We start from the raw sequence: 16,920 nt of genomic DNA, 5'->3' as shown, positions 1-16,920 counted from the left end.
CCTTAGATGTAGCTTGCGGACAGAGAGTAGCAGGCGATGCTTTCATACCCTCCGACCTTGGTGATCTGGACGCGGACACCCACCGCAAAGCTATCCGCAGTCTTCGCGGAATTGCTGAAAATGTGCTTGAGGCCGAGCTGTGCAGTCTCCCAGGTCGGCTCTTCGTCGTTGTAGTTGTTGCAGACCTGGATTGTCACGCCGTCCTCGTGGGCGTTGTACCGCATGGAGACAAGGATTTTCTGAGCGGCGGCGCTGGTGTCATCCACCTTCCAGTCAAAGTCGATGATGGAGACGGACCGGGTAAAGGTGATGGTACGGGTGACGCTGTTCCCGGCGCTGTCCGAGACCTTGATAGTCATGGTGTGCGGCCCAGTGAGGGCGGCGAACTGCGCCGCCGTGAGCGCAAAGGTGTATTGGTGGTTCCGCTCTGCCGGGGTGATGGTATTAAGGGTCACACCATCCAGGCTCTCTACGATGGTGAGCGTGTCTCCGGCGTCCCCGTCGTTGACCGTGTACTGGAACGAGGGCGGCGTAGTCACCACGCCGAGCTGCTGATCGCTGCCGCTCACTGTCGGGTCTACATTGTGGGTGACGGTCCGGGTGGGGCTGGTGGTGTATGCGCTATACGCGGCCTTGCTGTCCTTGGCGCGGACCCGGTAGGCTACCGTGTTCATCGCCGTGGTGATCGTGTCGCTGAACTGCGTCGCAGCCCCGTCGTAGATTTTGGACCATGCGCCGCTATTGTACTGCCGCTCAAGCTCGTAGCTTACGGCGTCGCTGTCCGGGTCCACCGACGCCGCCCAGGAGACGGTGAGACCTTTACCGCTCCGCACGTCCTCCGGCACGGTGATGGACGGGGGCGTGGTGGGGGCGTTATTCCAGATAATCGTGTAGTACCCCTCTCCATCCGGTGTATCAGATACCAAGATGTCAGAGGACAGATTCAAAGCCGGGCGCACACCCCCGTTGCCGCCGTACGCGTAGCTGCTGCCGAGGCTCCCGCCCGAGCCCACGCAGCGCACGCTGTACGCGTACGACGAATACGGGGAGCGGAGCCACCAGTACCAGAACTGCGACGCGCTCAAGCTGCTATTGGTGTACTCGCTGTTGCTCACGGCCTGAGCTGTGGGCTTGCACTGGCGGCTTGCGTTGTCGCTGAACATAGCCAGCTTCGTGCCCTCCGCGACGCCGTTCTCCGAACCGAGGCCAACCTCTGCCATGGACAGCAGAAAAATCTTGTCTTGGACGGTCTCGGACCCGCCGCCGTCCGTGCCGGGCTTTGCGACGGTCAGGGTGGTGGTGAGCAGCGCGGCCAGCATCTCCGCGCCGAAGCCGGTCAGGAAGCCGGATTGTGCGTCGTACGCGTTGTGGCCGTTCCAGACGTAGGAATTGGACGGGGGCCGGTCATAGCTGTGCTGGGCCTGATACCAGCCGGTCCCGCTCTTATTGAGCCACTGGCGGATGTTAGCCAGGGAATAGCGGTTGTTGCCGTATCTCTCCCGGTCCAAGATGCCGTCGCTCTCCATAGCGTCGAAGCAGCAGATTTTGATGATGCTCTCGGCCACAAGGGTTGTGCTGTTGGCCGGATAGCCTGCGTGGTTTTTATCACCGATTTCCCAGCCGATGGGGATGCCGTAATACTTAGTCTTTGCGTCCCGCACTTTCGCCTTTACGGGTAGGGCGCTGATTTTCTGCGGCATGGTTTGACTTTACACTCCTTTCAAAGATGGAGGCGCAAACCGCGTCGTACTTGGTGATGAGTTCCCGGCATTGGCCGTGGGAAGCATGAGACCTCCAGCTCTGGTAGCTCTCTTCAATCTGCTTCCGGGTCATAGCGCCGTTTTCATACATCACCGCGTATTTCCGCAGCTTGCGCCTCATACGGTCTTTGCTGGAACGCCTAACTTTCCGTATTACCTTTCCGGTGTCGGTCAGGTATGTGTGGAAGCCCAAAAAGTCCAGGCCGTTCCGCAAGGGGAAGATCTGTGTCTTCTGGTTTAGCTCAAGACCTCTCGGGGTCAAGAACTGCTCGACTTTCCTCCACGCTTCACGAAGCGCCTCCTTGCTCTCGCAGATGATATAAAAATCATCCATGTAGCGGCCATAGTACCGCATTCGGAGGACTTCTTTGACGTAGTGGTCGAGTTCATTCAGATACAATAGGGCGTACACCTGGGACGATTGATTGCCTATGGGGATGCCGACATTACCAGGGGTGCTATCTATGATAGCGTCGGACAAGGCCCGGCTCCGTGGGTCTGTGAGCAGCTTATTGACATCTCGCTTGAGAATGTCGTGCCGGATGCTGGCGAAGTAGTGCCGGACATCCGCTTTCAGGACCCAGCCGTCGGCGCTCCCGTGCTTCCGGTAATACTCCCGCATGAAGTCACGGAGGCGGTCGAGGCCGAAGTGGGTTCCCTTTCCGACTTGGCTCCCGTAGTTATCCAGGATAAAGGGGCGGCTCAGGACGGGGTAAAGGATGTTGTCGCAAAAGGCGTGTTGCACGATTTTGTCCTTGACGCTGTTCGTCTGGATGAGGCGTCGCTTTGGCTCAAAGACGTAGAACTCATGGTAATTTCCAGGCTTGTAGAGACCGTCCCGCAGCTCAGCTTGCAGGACGGTGATCGCCTCCAGAGTGTTCAGCTCCACTTTGGCAACGGAGTCTTTCCATCGCTTGCCTTTCCTGGTTGCCCGATACGCCGCATAGAGATTAGCGAAGTCATAAACGACTTCAAAATTCTGTTCCATAATAGGCTCCTTGCGCCGCTGGTAGCGCCGAAGCTCCAATGGGCGAGCCTCAGCGCGTCGGCGCTATGTGTTTATCCCTGCCCTGTCAGGCCGGGACCGGATACGTCCTCCTTTGATGGTGGGCTTCTGCTTTCTCCCTTTCGGGTTACTCGGTCACGGTATTCCACCGAAGCCGGGCGCACACCCCTGTTGCCGTTGTACGCGTTGTTGTTGTTGAGGCTCCCGTCCGAGTTCACGTAGCGCACGTTGTTCGCGTTCGACGAATTCGGGGAGCGGACAAGGCACACCCAGGGGGATGCACGTACAGGACGCACCCGCGGCCTCTCAAATCATCGCCGTGCGCCGCCGGTCTGAACTTGCTGCCGGAAGCGCTCGGCGTCCTTTTTACGCCACGACGCGGCAAGGTTCTTTACGTCGGTGGTGAGGCCCGTCCAATATTCACACCGCCTGATGTCGATATACCCCTGCTCCAGAGCTATATCCAGGAAGTTCAGGAAGACCTTGCAGTTGGTCAAGACCTCTTTCTGGAGGTCAAGGCGCGTGTTCATCTCAGCGACGGTCCGAGGGTATATCTCGTTGGCCGCTATGATGTCATGCAGGATTTGGATTGAGAGGTTCTGCATCCTCTGGCAGAGGGTGAAGCGCACCTTTTTAGGGAACAGCTTAGTGTTGTTCGTGAGCTGCAAGGTATGGTTTACCAGGTCTTTTGCCTTGCAGATGATGGTGAGTTCACCGTGCCGGTTCTGCAAACAGGACACCTCCTTTCACGCAGGGCCTCCAGCTCATCAGCCGGTACGCCGTCCACTTCGAGGACGCCGGGCCGGACGCGGATAGTGACCCTCTGGCCTTTATATCCCAAACCGCAGAGCACAAGCCCCTCCAGGCCCTCGCAGGGGCAAGGGGTCTCCAGCTCTGCGATAAGGTTCGGAATAAGACAGCTCGCCTCTTCGGGGCTGCAAAGTAGCCCCGTCATGCTGTGATGGAGCGTCCGGTCTGGCTCCAAACTCCGTCGCGCATGGCGATACCGGCGAGGGTGGCAAAGTCGGCGGTCTTGTTGATGCCTCCGGGCATATCGCCGGACACCAGATCGTTGAGTAGGTCGATTGCGGCCGCATGGTCGCTCAGGGTGTTGGCGAGGCCGGAAACGTCGCTGATTTCATGGCTGTGGCCCAGGAGCGCATACTTTTCCAGGTCCACCACGCGGGCCAGGGCGTCCGGGTCAATGATGGCCGAAACGCTCGCCGCCGCGCCCACAATGTTGATGATGTTGAAAGTCACCATCTTGTTTACCGGGCTGCCCTGGGGCCTCATCCACTCCGGCTTGCTCTGGAGGGGAAGATAGGAATAGGCAACGTCTCCATCGCCCTCCGGGTCCTTGATGTAGAGCATGACGCCTTTGACGTAGAAGCCGGTCTCGACGCCCACGCTGGTAGCCTGGACCACCACCGTAGCCTCGCCGGTGCCGGTGTTCTCGCACTTGGCAATCATGGCGTCTCCGGCATATTCAACCGGGGCGGTCAGGTCCTCAACCGCCGTTCCCTCCGGGAGATCGCCGCTGTCCAGCTCCGCTTTTGTGAACTGGATGCCGCCGCTCCCGGCCATGACTTTGCCCAGGGCGGTGTAGCCGCTGTTGAGCAGCACCGCGCCCTCTTCGCTCTCCGCGATGTCAGGAGAGGCCAGGATTTCTCTGTTTGGCATGGTATTACCTCGCTTTCATAGATGCAGTTATCGACACGTCCTCCCACACGGCCAGACCCACATAGCTGCGGGAGGTTGCCGTGCGGAATGGGGTTGTCCGGGGTTTCGCCTCAATCTCGTTGTAGATCAGCGCCGGGACCGCGTAATAGCTCCGGGACCGTGCTGTGTGGTAGGTCCGCAGGAAAACACGGGTCCCGACGCCTGCCGCCGCGATGCGCTTCATCAGCTCCGCTATCAGGGGCGCGGCCTCCAGGCGCTCATAGTCCAGGACAGCTTCATCGACATAAATCCAGATTTTCGCCGGAAACAGCTCTCGGACCTCTATCTCCGATACGTCCACGTTGAAGAGCGAGGCCGCAGCGGAGATGATGGTGTCGATGTCACCGCCGGAAAGCAGCGCAATCATCTTGATTTTGATGAGCAGGCGGTAAAAGGTATCGTCCGCTCCACCGCGAGCGACGCCGAAATTGGCCCCGTAGCGGTCCAGGACGGACCCTCTGGCATTGTCTATGTCATCCCATAGCTTGAGCCGGTCCGCGTTCTCGTGGATGATTTCAAGGCCCCAGGCAAGGGTCCCGAATAAGCGCCCGATGTTCGTCTCCATGGGGAGGCTGTGTCGGCTGTTGCGGATGTCCGACCGGGCATAAGCCCCGGTCAGATACTCCAGCATTTGAGACAGGTAGCCGTAGCTCATCAGCTCACCTCCGCAATGGTGATTTTGTCGGTCGAGGTCACGGCCTTTTCCCTGGTGTCAATGACGATGTTCTCTTCCCCGTAGTCACTGGCGGTCTCGCTGATGCCCAGGTCGAAGTCCACCACACCGGGGACAGACAGGATGACACCGGGCAAGGCCATATAGAGAACGTCCGAGCCGATAGTCAGGCCGCCCCTCACATCGCCGCCGATGTACTCCACCAGGGCCTCCTTGATGCGGTCCTGCCCATCGCCCGGAAAGTCGCTGTTGGTCTCCAGGTTCTTGATTTGAATATACACGGCAACGGTGGTCGGCCTGGAAAACTTGATATTGATGCTCTGTCCGCTCTTGGCGATGACGGCGATAGAAGAGCTGCCGGAGGTCTGGATGCCCGCCGCCTTGCGCCGGAAGATGGCCTGCGCGATGTCGGCGTCCAGGCCGCCGTAGACGATGGCCTCAATGCTGTGCGGGGGGAGGCCCAGGGCGTCGGTTTCGTCGGTGTCGTTCTCGTAGCAGATCGCGGAGTAAACCGCGTCCACGTTCTGCATGATTTCACCGGCGATGGCGTCCGCGTTGACGCCGCCCGCATAGTCCACGGACTGATAATAGCGGTCCCGGAACTCTTCATCGGTTTCCCGGCCCCGCCCGCCGTCGATGGCTGCCGGGTTCGTGCAGGCGCTCACGCCGTCCATGGGGTTTGTGATTTCCTTGACCGTCTCGGCGGCCACGTTGTAGTCCGCTCCGGTCTCAACGGCCTGGACCGGCAACGTGACTTTCCCGGTATCGTCGATGCGGCCGGCGGCCAGGACTGCATACTGCAATCCGGCCACGGTGCGGACCAGGAAGCCCACGGGGATAGGAGTACCGGCGGCGCCGGTGAACTCGACGTAGCCGGACGCCTTTTGCGCGGGAAGCAGGGACAAGCCGATAGCTTTCCCCAGGTTGTAGAGGCTGGTCCCTACCGCCGTATCAACGAAACGGCTATTGTAGACATCTTCCATGAGGCTGAACAGGATGTTCAGCATCCATGCGAAAATCCGTAGGAAGATGCCCAGGGGGGACCGGACGGTCAGGTTGGCCTTGCTCCCGAACAGCTCCCGCGCCTTGTACTCGATGGCGTCCAGAAGCTCTACGTAAGTAGGCCGGTGGAAGCCGCGCTCGGTCACGCCCCATTCTTGATTGCTCATGCTGTGCTCACCTCCGTAGTGATGGTATTGCCGCTCTGGAGGCGGCCAGTCACAGAGACCTCCAGGCCCCGGCCCACAAGCTCATAGTCCACGGCGCTCACTTCGGCAACCTGTGGCTCCTGGAAGACGGCGTCCCGAATTACCTCCGGGATTTCGTCATCCTCCAGCTCGCTCCGCTTCTTGCCCATGATGCGCTCATACTCCGTGCCGTGGGTGGGGTCAAAGGGGAACTCCCCTCGGTAGACCTCCAGCGTCAGCCGGACGGCCTGGGCGGTGGTTTCATCGCCCGATATGGTCTCCAGCGCTCCGGCGTCATCGAGGATGAGGTCTCTGCTTTCGGGGTCAATTTTAAGGGTCCAGTTATCTTGCATATCTCACCCTCCGATCAGAACGTCCCCGCTGCCATCAGAGACGGCCCCGGTGCCATTGTGGGCGGCCAGGGTGTCCCCGATACGGGCGGCGGGTTTTCCGTTGATGAAGACGCTGCTGCTGCCCTGGGCGATGCTCCCTTGGCTGCTCCCGCAGCAGGCGTCATTTTCGGTTGTGGTGCTTCCGACATAGGCCGCCGGTCGCCCGTTGATGAAAACGTCCCCGGAGCACCCACCGGAGATCGTTCCCGTGATAGGGAGGGGACCGTGCGGGGTGGCGTGTCCGTTGTGCTCCCCCGCTGTGGTGCCTTGTATGGCGTCCCCTTGCCGTGCAGCTCCAGGCATAGCGCATACCTCCCTCAGTTCAGGTTGACCACGCCGCCAGTAACGGTCAGGTCCCCGGTGATGGTCACATTCCCCTTGATGTCGATGCCGCTTGGCGAGATGGACAGGTACACGCCGCCGTCGGATGTCCCCAGGCTCAGGGACCCGGCGGGGAGGCCGGATATGGAGTTGCCGCCGGTGCGGATGCCGCCCACAAAGACAGCATCATCCCCGCTGTGCAGGCGCTCGGTGTTGGGGTCTGCCTCCGCACCTCCAGCGATAACGGCGTCACTGTCCCGGTCCAGGTAGACCACCACGCCGATGTCCCCGGCCTTGTAGACAGGACGGATGACAAAGCCGCCCCCGTAGATGGTAGCCACGGGGACGGCCAGGACCGGCGGCTTGGTCTGGAATGTGTCTTCGTCGGGATAACGGGTGATCGGCTGAACATCGACGGTCAAGGCCGCCTCGTCAAAGGCAAGGACCTTTACAACGTCCGCAACGCAAAGGCCCGCCGCGTCCGCCTGTTTCTTGGCGTCCTCATAGGCTTGCTTTCGGTTTTGTCTCGGCATGGTAAGGTCCCTCCTTTACGCCGGTTTCATTTCGATGGTGGTTTTCCAGTTGCCTTTCGGTGTGCCGGTGTGCTTCCCCTTGGCAACGATGAAGCGCCCGTTGAGGCTATGAGACTGGATGACAACTTGCTCAGCCGGTCCGATGTGGTAATTGAGCAGGCACTCACGGGTCACATAGTTGCCCTCTCCGCTCTTGGTGGCGCTGCTTTTCTGGCTGTCGCTGCCCACGGCTATGACGGTTTCCTCAACCTCATTCCCGGACAGCAGCAAGCCGCTCTGAGGGGTAAGGACAAGGCCATTTGCGATGCCCTTAGTCGGGTCATTGATGAAGACGCTCCCGTTGCGTATAAGGAACCGGCTCTTGCAGTCGTTCACCACAATGCGCTTGAGTTCGTCCTTTACCTTGCCGTTGCACACCAGCCCCCGGTCATAGACCTTGTTCGTGGCGAGGGAAAAATCCCCGATTTCAACCCCAAAGATATTGAGCAGATCGGAGACAATCTCTTTCGCCGTGCTGCCCTTGGCATAGGTCTTGGAGACCTTGGAGTTGAGCCATTGGTCCATAGCGGCGGTTGCTGAGATTTCGGTGATCCACTCGGTATTTTGGTGCTTGTGGCTGCAAGCGCTCACTTGGCCGACGAAGATAGCCCCCACGTCGCCCTCGTAGCCTGCGTTGAGGATGATAACGTCCCCGCGCTTGATACCCTTTCGGGTGCTCTCAGACAGGTTGTAGGCTTTGAATTTGGCCGTCTGGATGGTGTCGCTGTCCTCAAAGGGGACCTCAAACTCAAAGTACAGATTGTCCATACTGTACTTCTTGCTCCCAATCTGGAGACTGGCCTCTCTCATCCAGAAGCTCATTCCGTTCCCTCCCTGTCGAAGAGATAGAGCTTGACCTCTTCCCCCAGGTTCTCCCACGTCACGGCGTCCACATCGTCCCCCGTGAGGCACAAGGGAATGATGACCGGCAAAGGAAAGCGCTCATCCTCAATGGGGCCGAACAGTGGCCGCCCGTAGCGGATGGGGTCTCCGTAGGCAAGCACTTCGCCGGTGGCCGTCACAGACAGGTCCAGGGTAAAGAAACCGCCGGTGTCGTTGTACCGGATGGTAAAGGAATAGGTCTTGTCGCTGAGTTTCACGGAAAAGGTGTAGGGGACCTTGCTCACGTCGATGTCGATATACTCAACCTCTTGCCCAAGGTCAATAAGCTGCATGGTCCGTTACCTCCTCCCGGTGTTGCTGGGAGTAGCGCGGGACGTTGGCCCCGCGCTACTCTTCGGCTTGCTGTTGAAGCTGTTTACATAGGACATATAGGCGCTGGATGAAATCGTGGTGGAGACGGTGGTTTTCAGGCCGTCCGCCTTAGTGCTGGAGGTTTGGGAGGAAGACTTCTGCGCCGCCTTGGTGGTTGCCTTGGGCTGTGACGCGGAGGCCGCAGCGTCCATACCGGCCATAGTAGAGGCCGTTCCACTGTCCACGGAGCTACCCAGGGTGACTTGCTTTAGGGTGGCCGTAAACGTGAAGCCCCCACGGTTCTTGGCGTCGTGGGTGCTCTGGAGCTGCTGGATGACAAGGTTGCTGATGCGGTTCCTCCCGGTGTAGGTGATGATGTCGCCGCTCTTCCACATCTTTTGCAGGGCGGCGATGGTGTCCGCGCCATTGATGGCCGTCCCGCTGATCTGGAAGCTCAACGGCTGAGTAAAAACATGGTCTTGGATATTGGAGCCGCCCTCAACCGGGTTATCGGTGATCGTGCTGCTCCGGCTCACGCTCTCGGAGGTCACTACGCCGGTAGTCAGAGGCTCGAAGCGGACCACTCCGCATTTTCTTCCCTCAAGTGTGTAGATAGTAGCACCCCCTTATGCAAAGCCAGCCTGCATAGCGCGGTCCGTGTAGTCCTGGGCCTGGGCCTCTTGGTAAAGCTCATCGAACAGGGCGCGAAGCTGCTCTTTCAGGTTGGCAACGGTGGAGCTGTCGGCATTACCCGCAATCGTGATTTGGACGCTGGGGGCAAAGCTGACGCTCCGGCTGCTTCGGTTGTTGGTCGTGTTGTTGGTGTAGGATTTCATCAGGCGGTCAGTCTGGTCCGCCGGAATGATGGCAGAGCCGCCGGGGAGGATGGCAAGCTCGCCGCCCTCTTCGTTCATCCACGTGGGACCGCCCTCAAAGTTATCCGTGCCTCCGGCGTTGTGCGGGATGCTCGCTCCTATCTGGACATTGGAGGCGTTGCTCGCTTCACGGGCCGCCGCCGTGATACGGGAAAACTGTGCGACGATGGCGTCCGTGCCTGTGGTGGCTGCGGTCTGCATGGCGCTCCAGGCCGTCTCCGCGTCGGTCTGCATGGTCCCATAGGCCGCCGTAGCGGACGCGCCCATAGCCATGAAATTTACGTCGGTTATCTCGGCGGCCTGGTTGGAGCTTTCGGTGACGGCCTCGGTGGTGGTCTCCGCTGCTCCGGTGACTTCCTCCTTGTACTGCGACGTATCGACCACAAGGGAAGTCTCCTTGCTCGCGGCGTCATCAAGGCCATTGATGGACCCGCTCAGGTCGTTTACCGCCTCTTCGCTGTCCTTGGCTCCGCCGAACAGGTTAGAGAAGAAGCCTACGACCTTGCCCACGCCGTCGGCCAGCCAGCCTACCACTTTGCCCAGGACCTCAGCGATGACGCCCAGGACATCTCCGATGACCTCAAGCACAGGGCTTACGGCCTCCAGGATGGGGGAGATCAGGCCCAGCAGTTGCGCAATGGGCGGTAGCAGCGCCTCGGCCAGCTTTTGAATGACCGGCACAAGGGGCTGAATGATGGAGGTATTTAGGGTGTTCAGGATGTCCACCAGGGGCGGCATGACGGTCTCGGCTATCATGCCTATGATGTCCGCCACAGGCGGTAGGATGGTCTGCGCCAGGTCTCCGAACACTTGCAAGAGTGGGAGGCCGGCCTCGAACACGGTCCCCAGCACGTCCGTTAGGACGGGCAACAGGGTCATGCCCAGCTCCGTGATGACCGGCATAGCCTGGGCAAGCCCGTTGCTCAGCATATCCACGAACTGCATGAGCATCGGCTCTATGGTCGGCCAGCTATCCAGGATGGTGCTGAACAGGCTTTCGATGACCGGCGTAAACCGGCTGCCAGCGTCGGCCATGAACTCGCTCCAGATGCCCTTGAGGTCTTTGGTGCTGTTCACCAGGCCGCCGGTGCTGTTGGCCGCCGATTGCTGGATTTTCTCGGTCTGCCCCAGCAGGGCATTCATGCGGACCTGGGCCAGAGTAGCATCGTCCATTTCGTCTATCTGGTCTCCCAGGCCCATTGAGAGCGCGGTATTTTTCAGGGCCACTTCATCAATGTGGATGCCGTACTCTTCGAGTGCCGCATTGTTCCCGCTGATGTAGTCCTGGACCACGCCCAGGGCCTCGGTGTCATCCATGGCAAAGGCGTTGCCGAAGTCATAGGCAAGGGACGTGGTGGCCTTGGACAGCTCTGCGGCCGCGTCCCCGGTGATGCCCATTTCCCCGTATAGGGCCTTATTGGACACCATGAAAGACTTGACCTCATCGCTGCTCCGGTGGATGGCGTCGGCGTAGTTCTCTGCCCACTCCCCGGCGTCGGTGCCTGAGAAGTTGGCCTCAAACTTCCGGCCCACATTCTCAGCGGACCCGGCTGCTTCGATGGCCGCCGCGCCCAGCTCCTTGAGCATATCAATACCGGCCTGGATTGCCTCAAAGCCGATAAAGGCGGCGAGGGCGCCCTTGATGGCCTCTTTGATTTCGCCTCCGGCCTTGTCGCCCTCATCCCCCATATCGTCCAGGTCTTTTCGCGCATCGTCGGCCTCATCGCCCACATTGTTAATCCTGTCGGCAGCGGCCTCCACCGCGCTCAAGAACTTCCCCCGGATGGTGTTTATCGGGTGCGTGAACGCGGTCCCGATGCCCTTTACTCCGGTCTTCACCTTGCCGGTGAAGTCGGAAAACTTCTTTTGGGAGTAGCCTATGGCCCCGTCAAATCCGGCCTTGATGGTCTTGGAAACGCTATTGGTCTCTTTGGCCGCAGCGCCCATAGATTTTCCTACGGCAGCACCGAAGCTGTCCGCCTCTCTGCCAATATCCCGGAAGCTGGTGCCTACATCGTCGGCGTCATCCTCCAGGTCATCCAGGGCGTCGCCTGCATCTCTGGCTCCGTCTCTGATCGCGTCAGTACCGGCGCGGACGCGAGCGCCCATATCCTGAGCGGCGTCCTCAACGTCCTGGGCGCGGTCCACGATCTGCTCCAGGCGGTCTATCGTCTCGCCCAGGCGGTTTATCGCGTCATCCAGGCCAAAGTCCATGCCAAAGGTAAGCTCCCGGTTGTCTGCCATTGGCTCCACCCCCTTTCTGCAAAAAGTAAAGCAGCGGGGTCACTCGCCCCGCTGCTTGCTCCAGTCTTCGTTGTAGAGTATGCGGGCCTGCACCGCCTCCTGGTACTCAGCCAGGTCCATGCCCTTGAAGTCGGCATAGCACAGGCCGCCGCCGGTGAAGATGAGGACCCACATATTCCGGTTTCGCTTGGCCTTTCTGATTGCGCGGTCTACGTTAAGCTCACTCTCGCAGAAAGGTTTCGATGGCCTTAATCAGCTTCTCCGGGGTCTTGATGTCATCCTTTTCATCGAAGTAGCTGATGCCGTCGGCCTTGACCTCGGCGGGAGAAATGACCACGTTCTTGAGCATGGTGTCAATGTACTTGGTGGTGTCCCGGCGTCCGCCGCCGGTCATGCCGCAATCGTCATTGACGCCGAAGTACCAGGTGGGAGAGACGGACTGGAGGGTGTATTCCTCGCCGTTGACGGTGACTTTCTTCTGCTTAGCCATAAATTTTCGGTAGCCCCTTTCAGATAGTGATTTTGGTTTGTTCGGCCAGTTGGGATAGCCTTTCATGGGTAGCCCCCCTTAGCGGGGGACTACCGACGGTGCATAGATGTTGACGGTGATCGTGCTCTGCTCCTTATTGCGGGTGAGGTCGGGCATTTTCATTACCCGGCAGTTGTCCGCGCTGAGGGTGAACGCGTCCGCGTCGTTCACGTCGGAGATCGTCACGTTGACGGCCCGACGCTTCGCCTCCAGCTCCCGAAGATAGGACAGGCTGGAAGACGTGGACATGAGGGTAATAGCGATGGTGCCGCTCTCGTTGGCGTTCTCGGAGTAGGTCACGTCGCCCTTTGCGCCTACGGCGGGGGTGATGCTGTCCTCGTTCTTGGTGACGGACACGACACCATCAGCAGCAAAGCCGGTGATGGTGCGGCCCCCGACAATGACGTTGACCTTTTTAGGGTCATAGCTCGCAACTTCGATGCCTTTAGCCATGATGAATTACGCTCCTTTCTCACGCGCTCAGGGTGGCCCGCAGTACGCCCTTGACTTTGACGGTGTGGACCGCGCCCTCAAGCTGCGCCTCCCAGGTGATGTCCGGCATTTGCCGGGCGCGGGCCTCTTCGTCGGTGGCCTGGGACCGCTTGGGGACTACAACGGTAAAGACGCCCTGCTCGCTCTCCGGGTCCAGGGCGATAATGCCCAGGTCGGTAGCGCGGTTCAGGGCGGAGAACACACCGGCAGCGACCAGGGCAAAGCCCGCGTCGGTGTAGCCAATGGTGGGGTTCTCCAGGAAGATGTCGTAGAGGTTTTCCCTCATGTTCTTGGCGATGTAGTCAGCGCCCATCTGGACGTCGATAAATTCGCCGTCGGCGCACACGCCGTTCTTCACATACTCCCGCTTGTACTCGACGGTCAGGAAGTTCACGTTGGCCTCTTCCAGAGCGTCGCGCTCGGCGTTGGTGAGGTCCGGGACGGTGAGGCCCTGGGGCCGCTTGAACTTCCACGTTACGCTCTCAGGATAGAACGGACCCACGTTGCCCACATAGGCGGCGTCGGGGTATTCCTCATCCTGGTCCCCGTAGATGACGATGGACCGGCGGTTGGTGACGGCAAGGCTCTTGTTCTGGGTGCGCCCAAAGTAGAGCTTGCGGTGGTCTTCCTCGCCCGCGCCCAGCTCCGCTTCGGTAGGCTCGGTAGCCTCGGCCCAGGCGCAGAGGGCTTTCACGGCCTCATCGCCGTCCTGGTCGGTCAGCAGGATATACCAATCATCATCGGTCTCCCGCAGGGTCTCCACGGCCTGCACCAGAGCAGATGCCTTTTCGGTCTCACCGCTCCCGGAGGGGGCAGCGATACCGGCGATTTTCACTTTGCGGATAAGGGTCTCCGCAAGGGTGGTCTTGCCCTGCTCAAACAGGGCTTCGGCCATAGCAGCGACCTTTTTCCCGGTGAACGCCTCCTTGATGACGTCCAGATCGCGGTAGACGGCCACGTCCTTAGCGCCCTCGGTGGACAGCAGCAGAATGTCCAGGTTCTCCGTTCCGCTGGGCTTGGCGTCGATATTCACGACCACAACAACGTCTTTCGGCATTAAAATCACTCCTTTACGTTTCCTTTGATTGTGGGTTTCTCAAGTTTGCTGATGGCCGCCGCGTCGGTCCGGGTGTACCGGAGCCGGACATCGAAACCGAACCGGCGGCCCATTTCGTCAAGCTCCAGGGCGTCCCGGCTGGTGGCGTTGGTGACATCAACAACGACGAAACCGGCCCCCGCTATGGCGTCTCTCCCGGTATGCAGGAAAAAGCCCTGGGCCAGCGTTGCCAGCTCCAGGGCCTCATCTGCACCCAGGACTTGCACCTGGGAGCCTTTATCGTCGTAGCAGCGGTTCACGCTGCAAGCAGTAAATGACAGGGTGGCGGTGGGCTGCTCTTCCCGGACCTCCACCAGATCGTCTTGCGTCGCACCCTCACCCAGCGAGTAGTTGCCCAGGCCGCCGTCCGGGATGTAGTCTGCGGTCACTGAGTAGACGATGAACGGGGGTTCTGCCTCCGGCTGGACCTGGGAGGCCAGCAGGACCGGGACGCCCACGGTCTTATGAAGCGCGGATATGAGGGCATTCCGCTTCGTGACGAAACTCACGCCCCACCGCCCCCTTTCGGCGCCGCGCCGGTTCTGGCCTCTACCAGATACCGCTTCATCGGGTGGATGCTGTTGTGGCCCAACTCCTGGGTCACGGTGTAGGTGTTTCCGCTGTCAGGGTCATAGACCTGTGCTCCCACCTGGAGCGCATGGCCGTTGGTATAGATTTTCTCGCTCAGATCGGACACGGTGCCGGTGATTTCACGCCGTAGGTCCTTGTCGCTCACAGGGAGGACCGCGCCCTCAAAGGGGACGCGCACAGGCTCACCGGCTACCCACTGGCCGCCCTTGTCCTGGTCGTAGTGGCCTCCCGCCTGGACCTCGTACATGGTATGCAGCAGGCCGCCCGGTATCATGGGCTGCGCCATTTTGAACGGGACGCCCATTATTCCTCAACCTCCCACGTGATCGAATTTCGGAGCCGTCCGGTCACCATGAGAGGGCTGTCCGCATAGGACGGATAGCGCTCCCTCTGGATTTTTCCTTTCGGCTCAAAGTTGCTCGCGTCGCTCATAAACTGCTGGATAAGGCCCACGGCCTGCCCGCCTATCCACGATATGGCCCCGTCCGCCGTCTGCTGACCTTGCCAGATGCGGGCAACCTCATTCTGGACGATTTCGGCCAGCTTGTTCTTGTTGTGGTCGAAGCCCGCCCGGATGAAGCTGCGCTCCGGTATGGTGACGGAGGGCAGCAGCAAGAACAGGAACTTGAGGTTATTCGGATTATCCTTGTCCCTCCGTCCCTTTTTGGCTACGACGCCGAACAGGTAGCCGTCCCTGGACCGGATAAAGAAGAGGTCCTGGAAGTCCCTGGGGCTTTTGTCGTAGCTGTCCTTGTGGATGGGTATGCAGAGGTTTCGGGTGGCCTTGGGCGTGATGGTGGCCCCGTACTCATGGACACGGGCAATCATCAGCAGCTCACTGTCTGCGTTGCCCTGGATGCCTATTTTTATCCGGGTGTGGTTCAGTTTCTCCAGCTCGGCCTTGACCCGCCGCAGGTGCGGTAGGACGTTATCGCGGACCTGCATAGGCTCACCACCTCATGTAGTGGGCCAGGGTCTCCATCCAGGAGGCGCGGGGTTCCTTGTCAAAGGTCCACGACACGTCGGAGATGGAGAACGCCGCAAGGCCCTGAGCGCCGTTCCGCAGGATGGAGAACTCCTGTTCCGCGATGCCCCAGACAATCGCCACGATGTCCTCCGGTAGATCGGATGGCTCATCTTCGGTCGCGTCCTTGGGCAGCACGTACCCGGCGGTGAACTTTACTTCCAGGTAGCGCCGGGGGGCTATGTAGTCGTTCGCAAGGCCGCCGACATAGCCGCGGAATACCCATCCCTCATCGCGGTACAGTACGCCCACGTCTCCGGTCATGGTGAAGTCGTAGCTGCCGGGGGCAATGTCCACGCCGTTCTCGGTGTCCCGGACGTACTCAACCGCCCGGATAGGGTACTGAGTGAGCACAAGCTCCTGAGCACCGGGGGCAACATATCTGTGGGTGTAGGTGGCCTTGCCGAACTTTCGCCCGGTGATGGTCTCAATCCAGGCAGACGCCGAATTGATAAGCCGGATGATGTTGTTCTTTACGGCGGTGTCTGCCGCCTCCGGTGGGATGCCCAGGCGCTCCATCGTGTCTTCGAGCGTTGTCATGGCGTTTGAGGCCAGCTTTACAGTCGGTTCATTTTCCACGGTGTCGCCTCCGTTCTCAGGGGAGGCGCGGGCTACTCGCCCGCGCTCTCCTTTTTGCTGTCGTTCTTAGGGGTTTCCGATTTCTTCTCCTTGGGGCCTGCCTCCCACTTGTTCTCGGCGGGTTTCACACCCTCAGAGGGATAATGTCTTGCCATAGCAAAAACCTCCTTGTAGGGCCTCTCAGGGCCTAATTAAACGGGGACCTCGGAAGCGTCGCCCAGGGCCAGGGCGGCAGTCGCGGTGCAGGACGGAGAAGAGCCGCCGGTGCAGACCATTTCCACCTTGACCTTGACGTACTGCTTGAGGCCCACCAGGTCCAGGTCGAAGTTGACCAGCTCGCCGCCCTCCGCGTCAGTGGAGACGGAGATCGCGCCCGCAGCGTCCAGGGGCGCGTTGCCCACGCAGACCAGCTTATCCTTGACGGGCGCGTAGCCGGTGCTCTGCTGGTCGCTCTCGGTGATGGTCAGCTTCACGGCCATACCCGTAGGGGAGCCGGAGGGAGAGCCGACCTTGACGGCCAGGATGCCGGAGAGGAAGCCCTCGCGGTTGATGGCGTCCTCGCTGGTGTACGGGGTCACTTTGACACTCTGAATAAGTGCGCGTTTCATAGTTGAAATTCCTCCTTGTTGAAATTATAGGGCCGGGGCGGTATGCCCCGGCCTCTGA

24 protein-coding genes are annotated in these 16,920 nt (G+C 60.1%); all 24 read right to left on the bottom strand.

The window, feature by feature from the left end:
• Nucleotides 1–2 precede the first annotated feature (2 nt).
• Entirely contained in the window at nucleotides 3–1,700 is a 1,698-nt protein-coding gene (locus BN1969_RS15015; protein WP_077138779.1) for a DUF6273 domain-containing protein, read from the bottom strand.
• Complete coding sequence (locus tag BN1969_RS15010) at nucleotides 1,642–2,748, bottom strand: reverse transcriptase/maturase family protein (protein ID WP_050625023.1); 1,107 nt, start codon at nucleotides 2,746–2,748, stop codon at nucleotides 1,642–1,644. The genes BN1969_RS15015 and BN1969_RS15010 overlap by 59 nt, the downstream gene beginning before the upstream one ends.
• Nucleotides 2,749–2,819: 71 nt before the next feature.
• The gene (locus BN1969_RS19120) at nucleotides 2,820–3,035 is read right to left on the bottom strand and encodes a DUF6273 domain-containing protein (protein ID WP_367711460.1); all 216 of its coding nucleotides are present in this window, start codon (nucleotides 3,033–3,035) and stop codon (nucleotides 2,820–2,822) included.
• A 42-nt stretch (nucleotides 3,036–3,077) separates the two neighbouring features.
• Entirely contained in the window at nucleotides 3,078–3,497 is a 420-nt protein-coding gene (locus tag BN1969_RS15005; RefSeq protein WP_050625022.1) for a four helix bundle protein, read from the bottom strand.
• Nucleotides 3,498–3,717: 220 nt separating this feature from the next.
• Entirely contained in the window at nucleotides 3,718–4,446 is a 729-nt protein-coding gene (locus BN1969_RS15000; RefSeq protein WP_050625021.1) for a hypothetical protein, read from the bottom strand.
• Nucleotides 4,447–4,450: 4 nt separating this feature from the next.
• A complete protein-coding gene (locus BN1969_RS14995) occupies nucleotides 4,451–5,140 on the bottom strand; it encodes a hypothetical protein (RefSeq protein ID WP_050625020.1) in 690 nt (229 codons plus the stop codon).
• Entirely contained in the window at nucleotides 5,140–6,327 is a 1,188-nt protein-coding gene (locus tag BN1969_RS14990; RefSeq protein WP_050625019.1) for a baseplate J/gp47 family protein, read from the bottom strand. The genes BN1969_RS14995 and BN1969_RS14990 overlap by 1 nt, the downstream gene beginning before the upstream one ends.
• A complete protein-coding gene (locus BN1969_RS14985; protein ID WP_021750534.1) occupies nucleotides 6,324–6,698 on the bottom strand; it encodes a contractile injection system sheath initiator in 375 nt (124 codons plus the stop codon). The genes BN1969_RS14990 and BN1969_RS14985 overlap by 4 nt, the downstream gene beginning before the upstream one ends.
• A gap of 3 nt (nucleotides 6,699–6,701) precedes the next feature.
• Nucleotides 6,702–7,040, bottom strand: coding sequence for a PAAR domain-containing protein (locus BN1969_RS14980; protein WP_077138778.1), 339 nt, complete (start codon nucleotides 7,038–7,040; stop codon nucleotides 6,702–6,704).
• A 14-nt stretch (nucleotides 7,041–7,054) separates the two neighbouring features.
• Nucleotides 7,055–7,591, bottom strand: a complete 537-nt coding sequence (locus tag BN1969_RS14975) for a Gp138 family membrane-puncturing spike protein (protein WP_050625018.1) — start codon at nucleotides 7,589–7,591, stop codon at nucleotides 7,055–7,057.
• 15 nt (nucleotides 7,592–7,606) lie between these two features.
• A complete protein-coding gene (locus tag BN1969_RS14970) occupies nucleotides 7,607–8,452 on the bottom strand; it encodes a phage protein (protein WP_050625017.1) in 846 nt (281 codons plus the stop codon).
• Nucleotides 8,449–8,805, bottom strand: coding sequence for a phage baseplate plug family protein (locus tag BN1969_RS14965; RefSeq protein WP_050625016.1), 357 nt, complete (start codon nucleotides 8,803–8,805; stop codon nucleotides 8,449–8,451). Before BN1969_RS14965 ends, BN1969_RS14970 begins: the two co-directional genes overlap by 4 nt.
• 6 nt (nucleotides 8,806–8,811) lie before the next feature.
• Nucleotides 8,812–9,408 carry a phage baseplate protein gene (locus tag BN1969_RS14960; protein ID WP_050625015.1) on the bottom strand — a complete coding sequence of 199 codons (597 nt, stop codon included), beginning with the start codon at nucleotides 9,406–9,408 and terminating at the stop codon, nucleotides 8,812–8,814.
• Between the two features lie 42 nt (nucleotides 9,409–9,450).
• On the bottom strand, nucleotides 9,451–11,943 hold the full coding sequence (locus tag BN1969_RS14955; protein WP_050625014.1) for a phage tail family protein: 2,493 nt from the start codon (nucleotides 11,941–11,943) through the stop codon (nucleotides 9,451–9,453).
• Nucleotides 11,944–11,982: 39 nt separating this feature from the next.
• Nucleotides 11,983–12,117, bottom strand: coding sequence for a hypothetical protein (locus tag BN1969_RS18100; protein ID WP_021750527.1), 135 nt, complete (start codon nucleotides 12,115–12,117; stop codon nucleotides 11,983–11,985).
• A gap of 46 nt (nucleotides 12,118–12,163) precedes the next feature.
• Entirely contained in the window at nucleotides 12,164–12,433 is a 270-nt protein-coding gene (locus tag BN1969_RS14950) for a hypothetical protein (RefSeq protein ID WP_021750526.1), read from the bottom strand.
• A gap of 78 nt (nucleotides 12,434–12,511) precedes the next feature.
• Nucleotides 12,512–12,925 (bottom strand): phage structural protein, encoded by a 414-nt coding sequence (locus BN1969_RS14945; protein WP_050625013.1) that lies wholly within the window; start codon nucleotides 12,923–12,925, stop codon nucleotides 12,512–12,514.
• A 19-nt stretch (nucleotides 12,926–12,944) separates the two neighbouring features.
• Nucleotides 12,945–14,021 (bottom strand): DUF3383 family protein, encoded by a 1,077-nt coding sequence (locus BN1969_RS14940; protein ID WP_050625012.1) that lies wholly within the window; start codon nucleotides 14,019–14,021, stop codon nucleotides 12,945–12,947.
• 5 nt (nucleotides 14,022–14,026) lie between these two features.
• Nucleotides 14,027–14,569, bottom strand: a complete 543-nt coding sequence (locus BN1969_RS14935) for a phage neck terminator protein (protein WP_050625011.1) — start codon at nucleotides 14,567–14,569, stop codon at nucleotides 14,027–14,029.
• Entirely contained in the window at nucleotides 14,566–14,955 is a 390-nt protein-coding gene (locus tag BN1969_RS14930) for a hypothetical protein (RefSeq protein ID WP_227126817.1), read from the bottom strand. Before BN1969_RS14930 ends, BN1969_RS14935 begins: the two co-directional genes overlap by 4 nt.
• Nucleotides 14,955–15,596 carry a hypothetical protein gene (locus tag BN1969_RS14925; protein ID WP_050625010.1) on the bottom strand — a complete coding sequence of 214 codons (642 nt, stop codon included), beginning with the start codon at nucleotides 15,594–15,596 and terminating at the stop codon, nucleotides 14,955–14,957. The genes BN1969_RS14930 and BN1969_RS14925 overlap by 1 nt, the downstream gene beginning before the upstream one ends.
• Nucleotides 15,597–15,600: 4 nt before the next feature.
• Nucleotides 15,601–16,254 (bottom strand): head-tail connector protein, encoded by a 654-nt coding sequence (locus BN1969_RS14920; RefSeq protein WP_242850355.1) that lies wholly within the window; start codon nucleotides 16,252–16,254, stop codon nucleotides 15,601–15,603.
• 32 nt (nucleotides 16,255–16,286) lie between these two features.
• Nucleotides 16,287–16,409, bottom strand: a complete 123-nt coding sequence (locus tag BN1969_RS18930; protein WP_272867233.1) for a hypothetical protein — start codon at nucleotides 16,407–16,409, stop codon at nucleotides 16,287–16,289.
• Nucleotides 16,410–16,445: 36 nt separating this feature from the next.
• Nucleotides 16,446–16,862 (bottom strand): hypothetical protein, encoded by a 417-nt coding sequence (locus BN1969_RS14915; protein ID WP_050625009.1) that lies wholly within the window; start codon nucleotides 16,860–16,862, stop codon nucleotides 16,446–16,448.
• Nucleotides 16,863–16,920: the final 58 nt, after the last annotated feature.

The sequence above is a fragment of the Clostridium phoceensis genome, from assembly GCF_001244495.1.
In the GTDB taxonomy this organism is placed as follows: Bacteria; Bacillota; Clostridia; order Oscillospirales; family Oscillospiraceae; genus Lawsonibacter; species Lawsonibacter asaccharolyticus.
The sequence above is the reverse complement of the archived record's forward strand: the minus strand, read 5'-3'. Positions and strand labels throughout refer to the sequence as shown.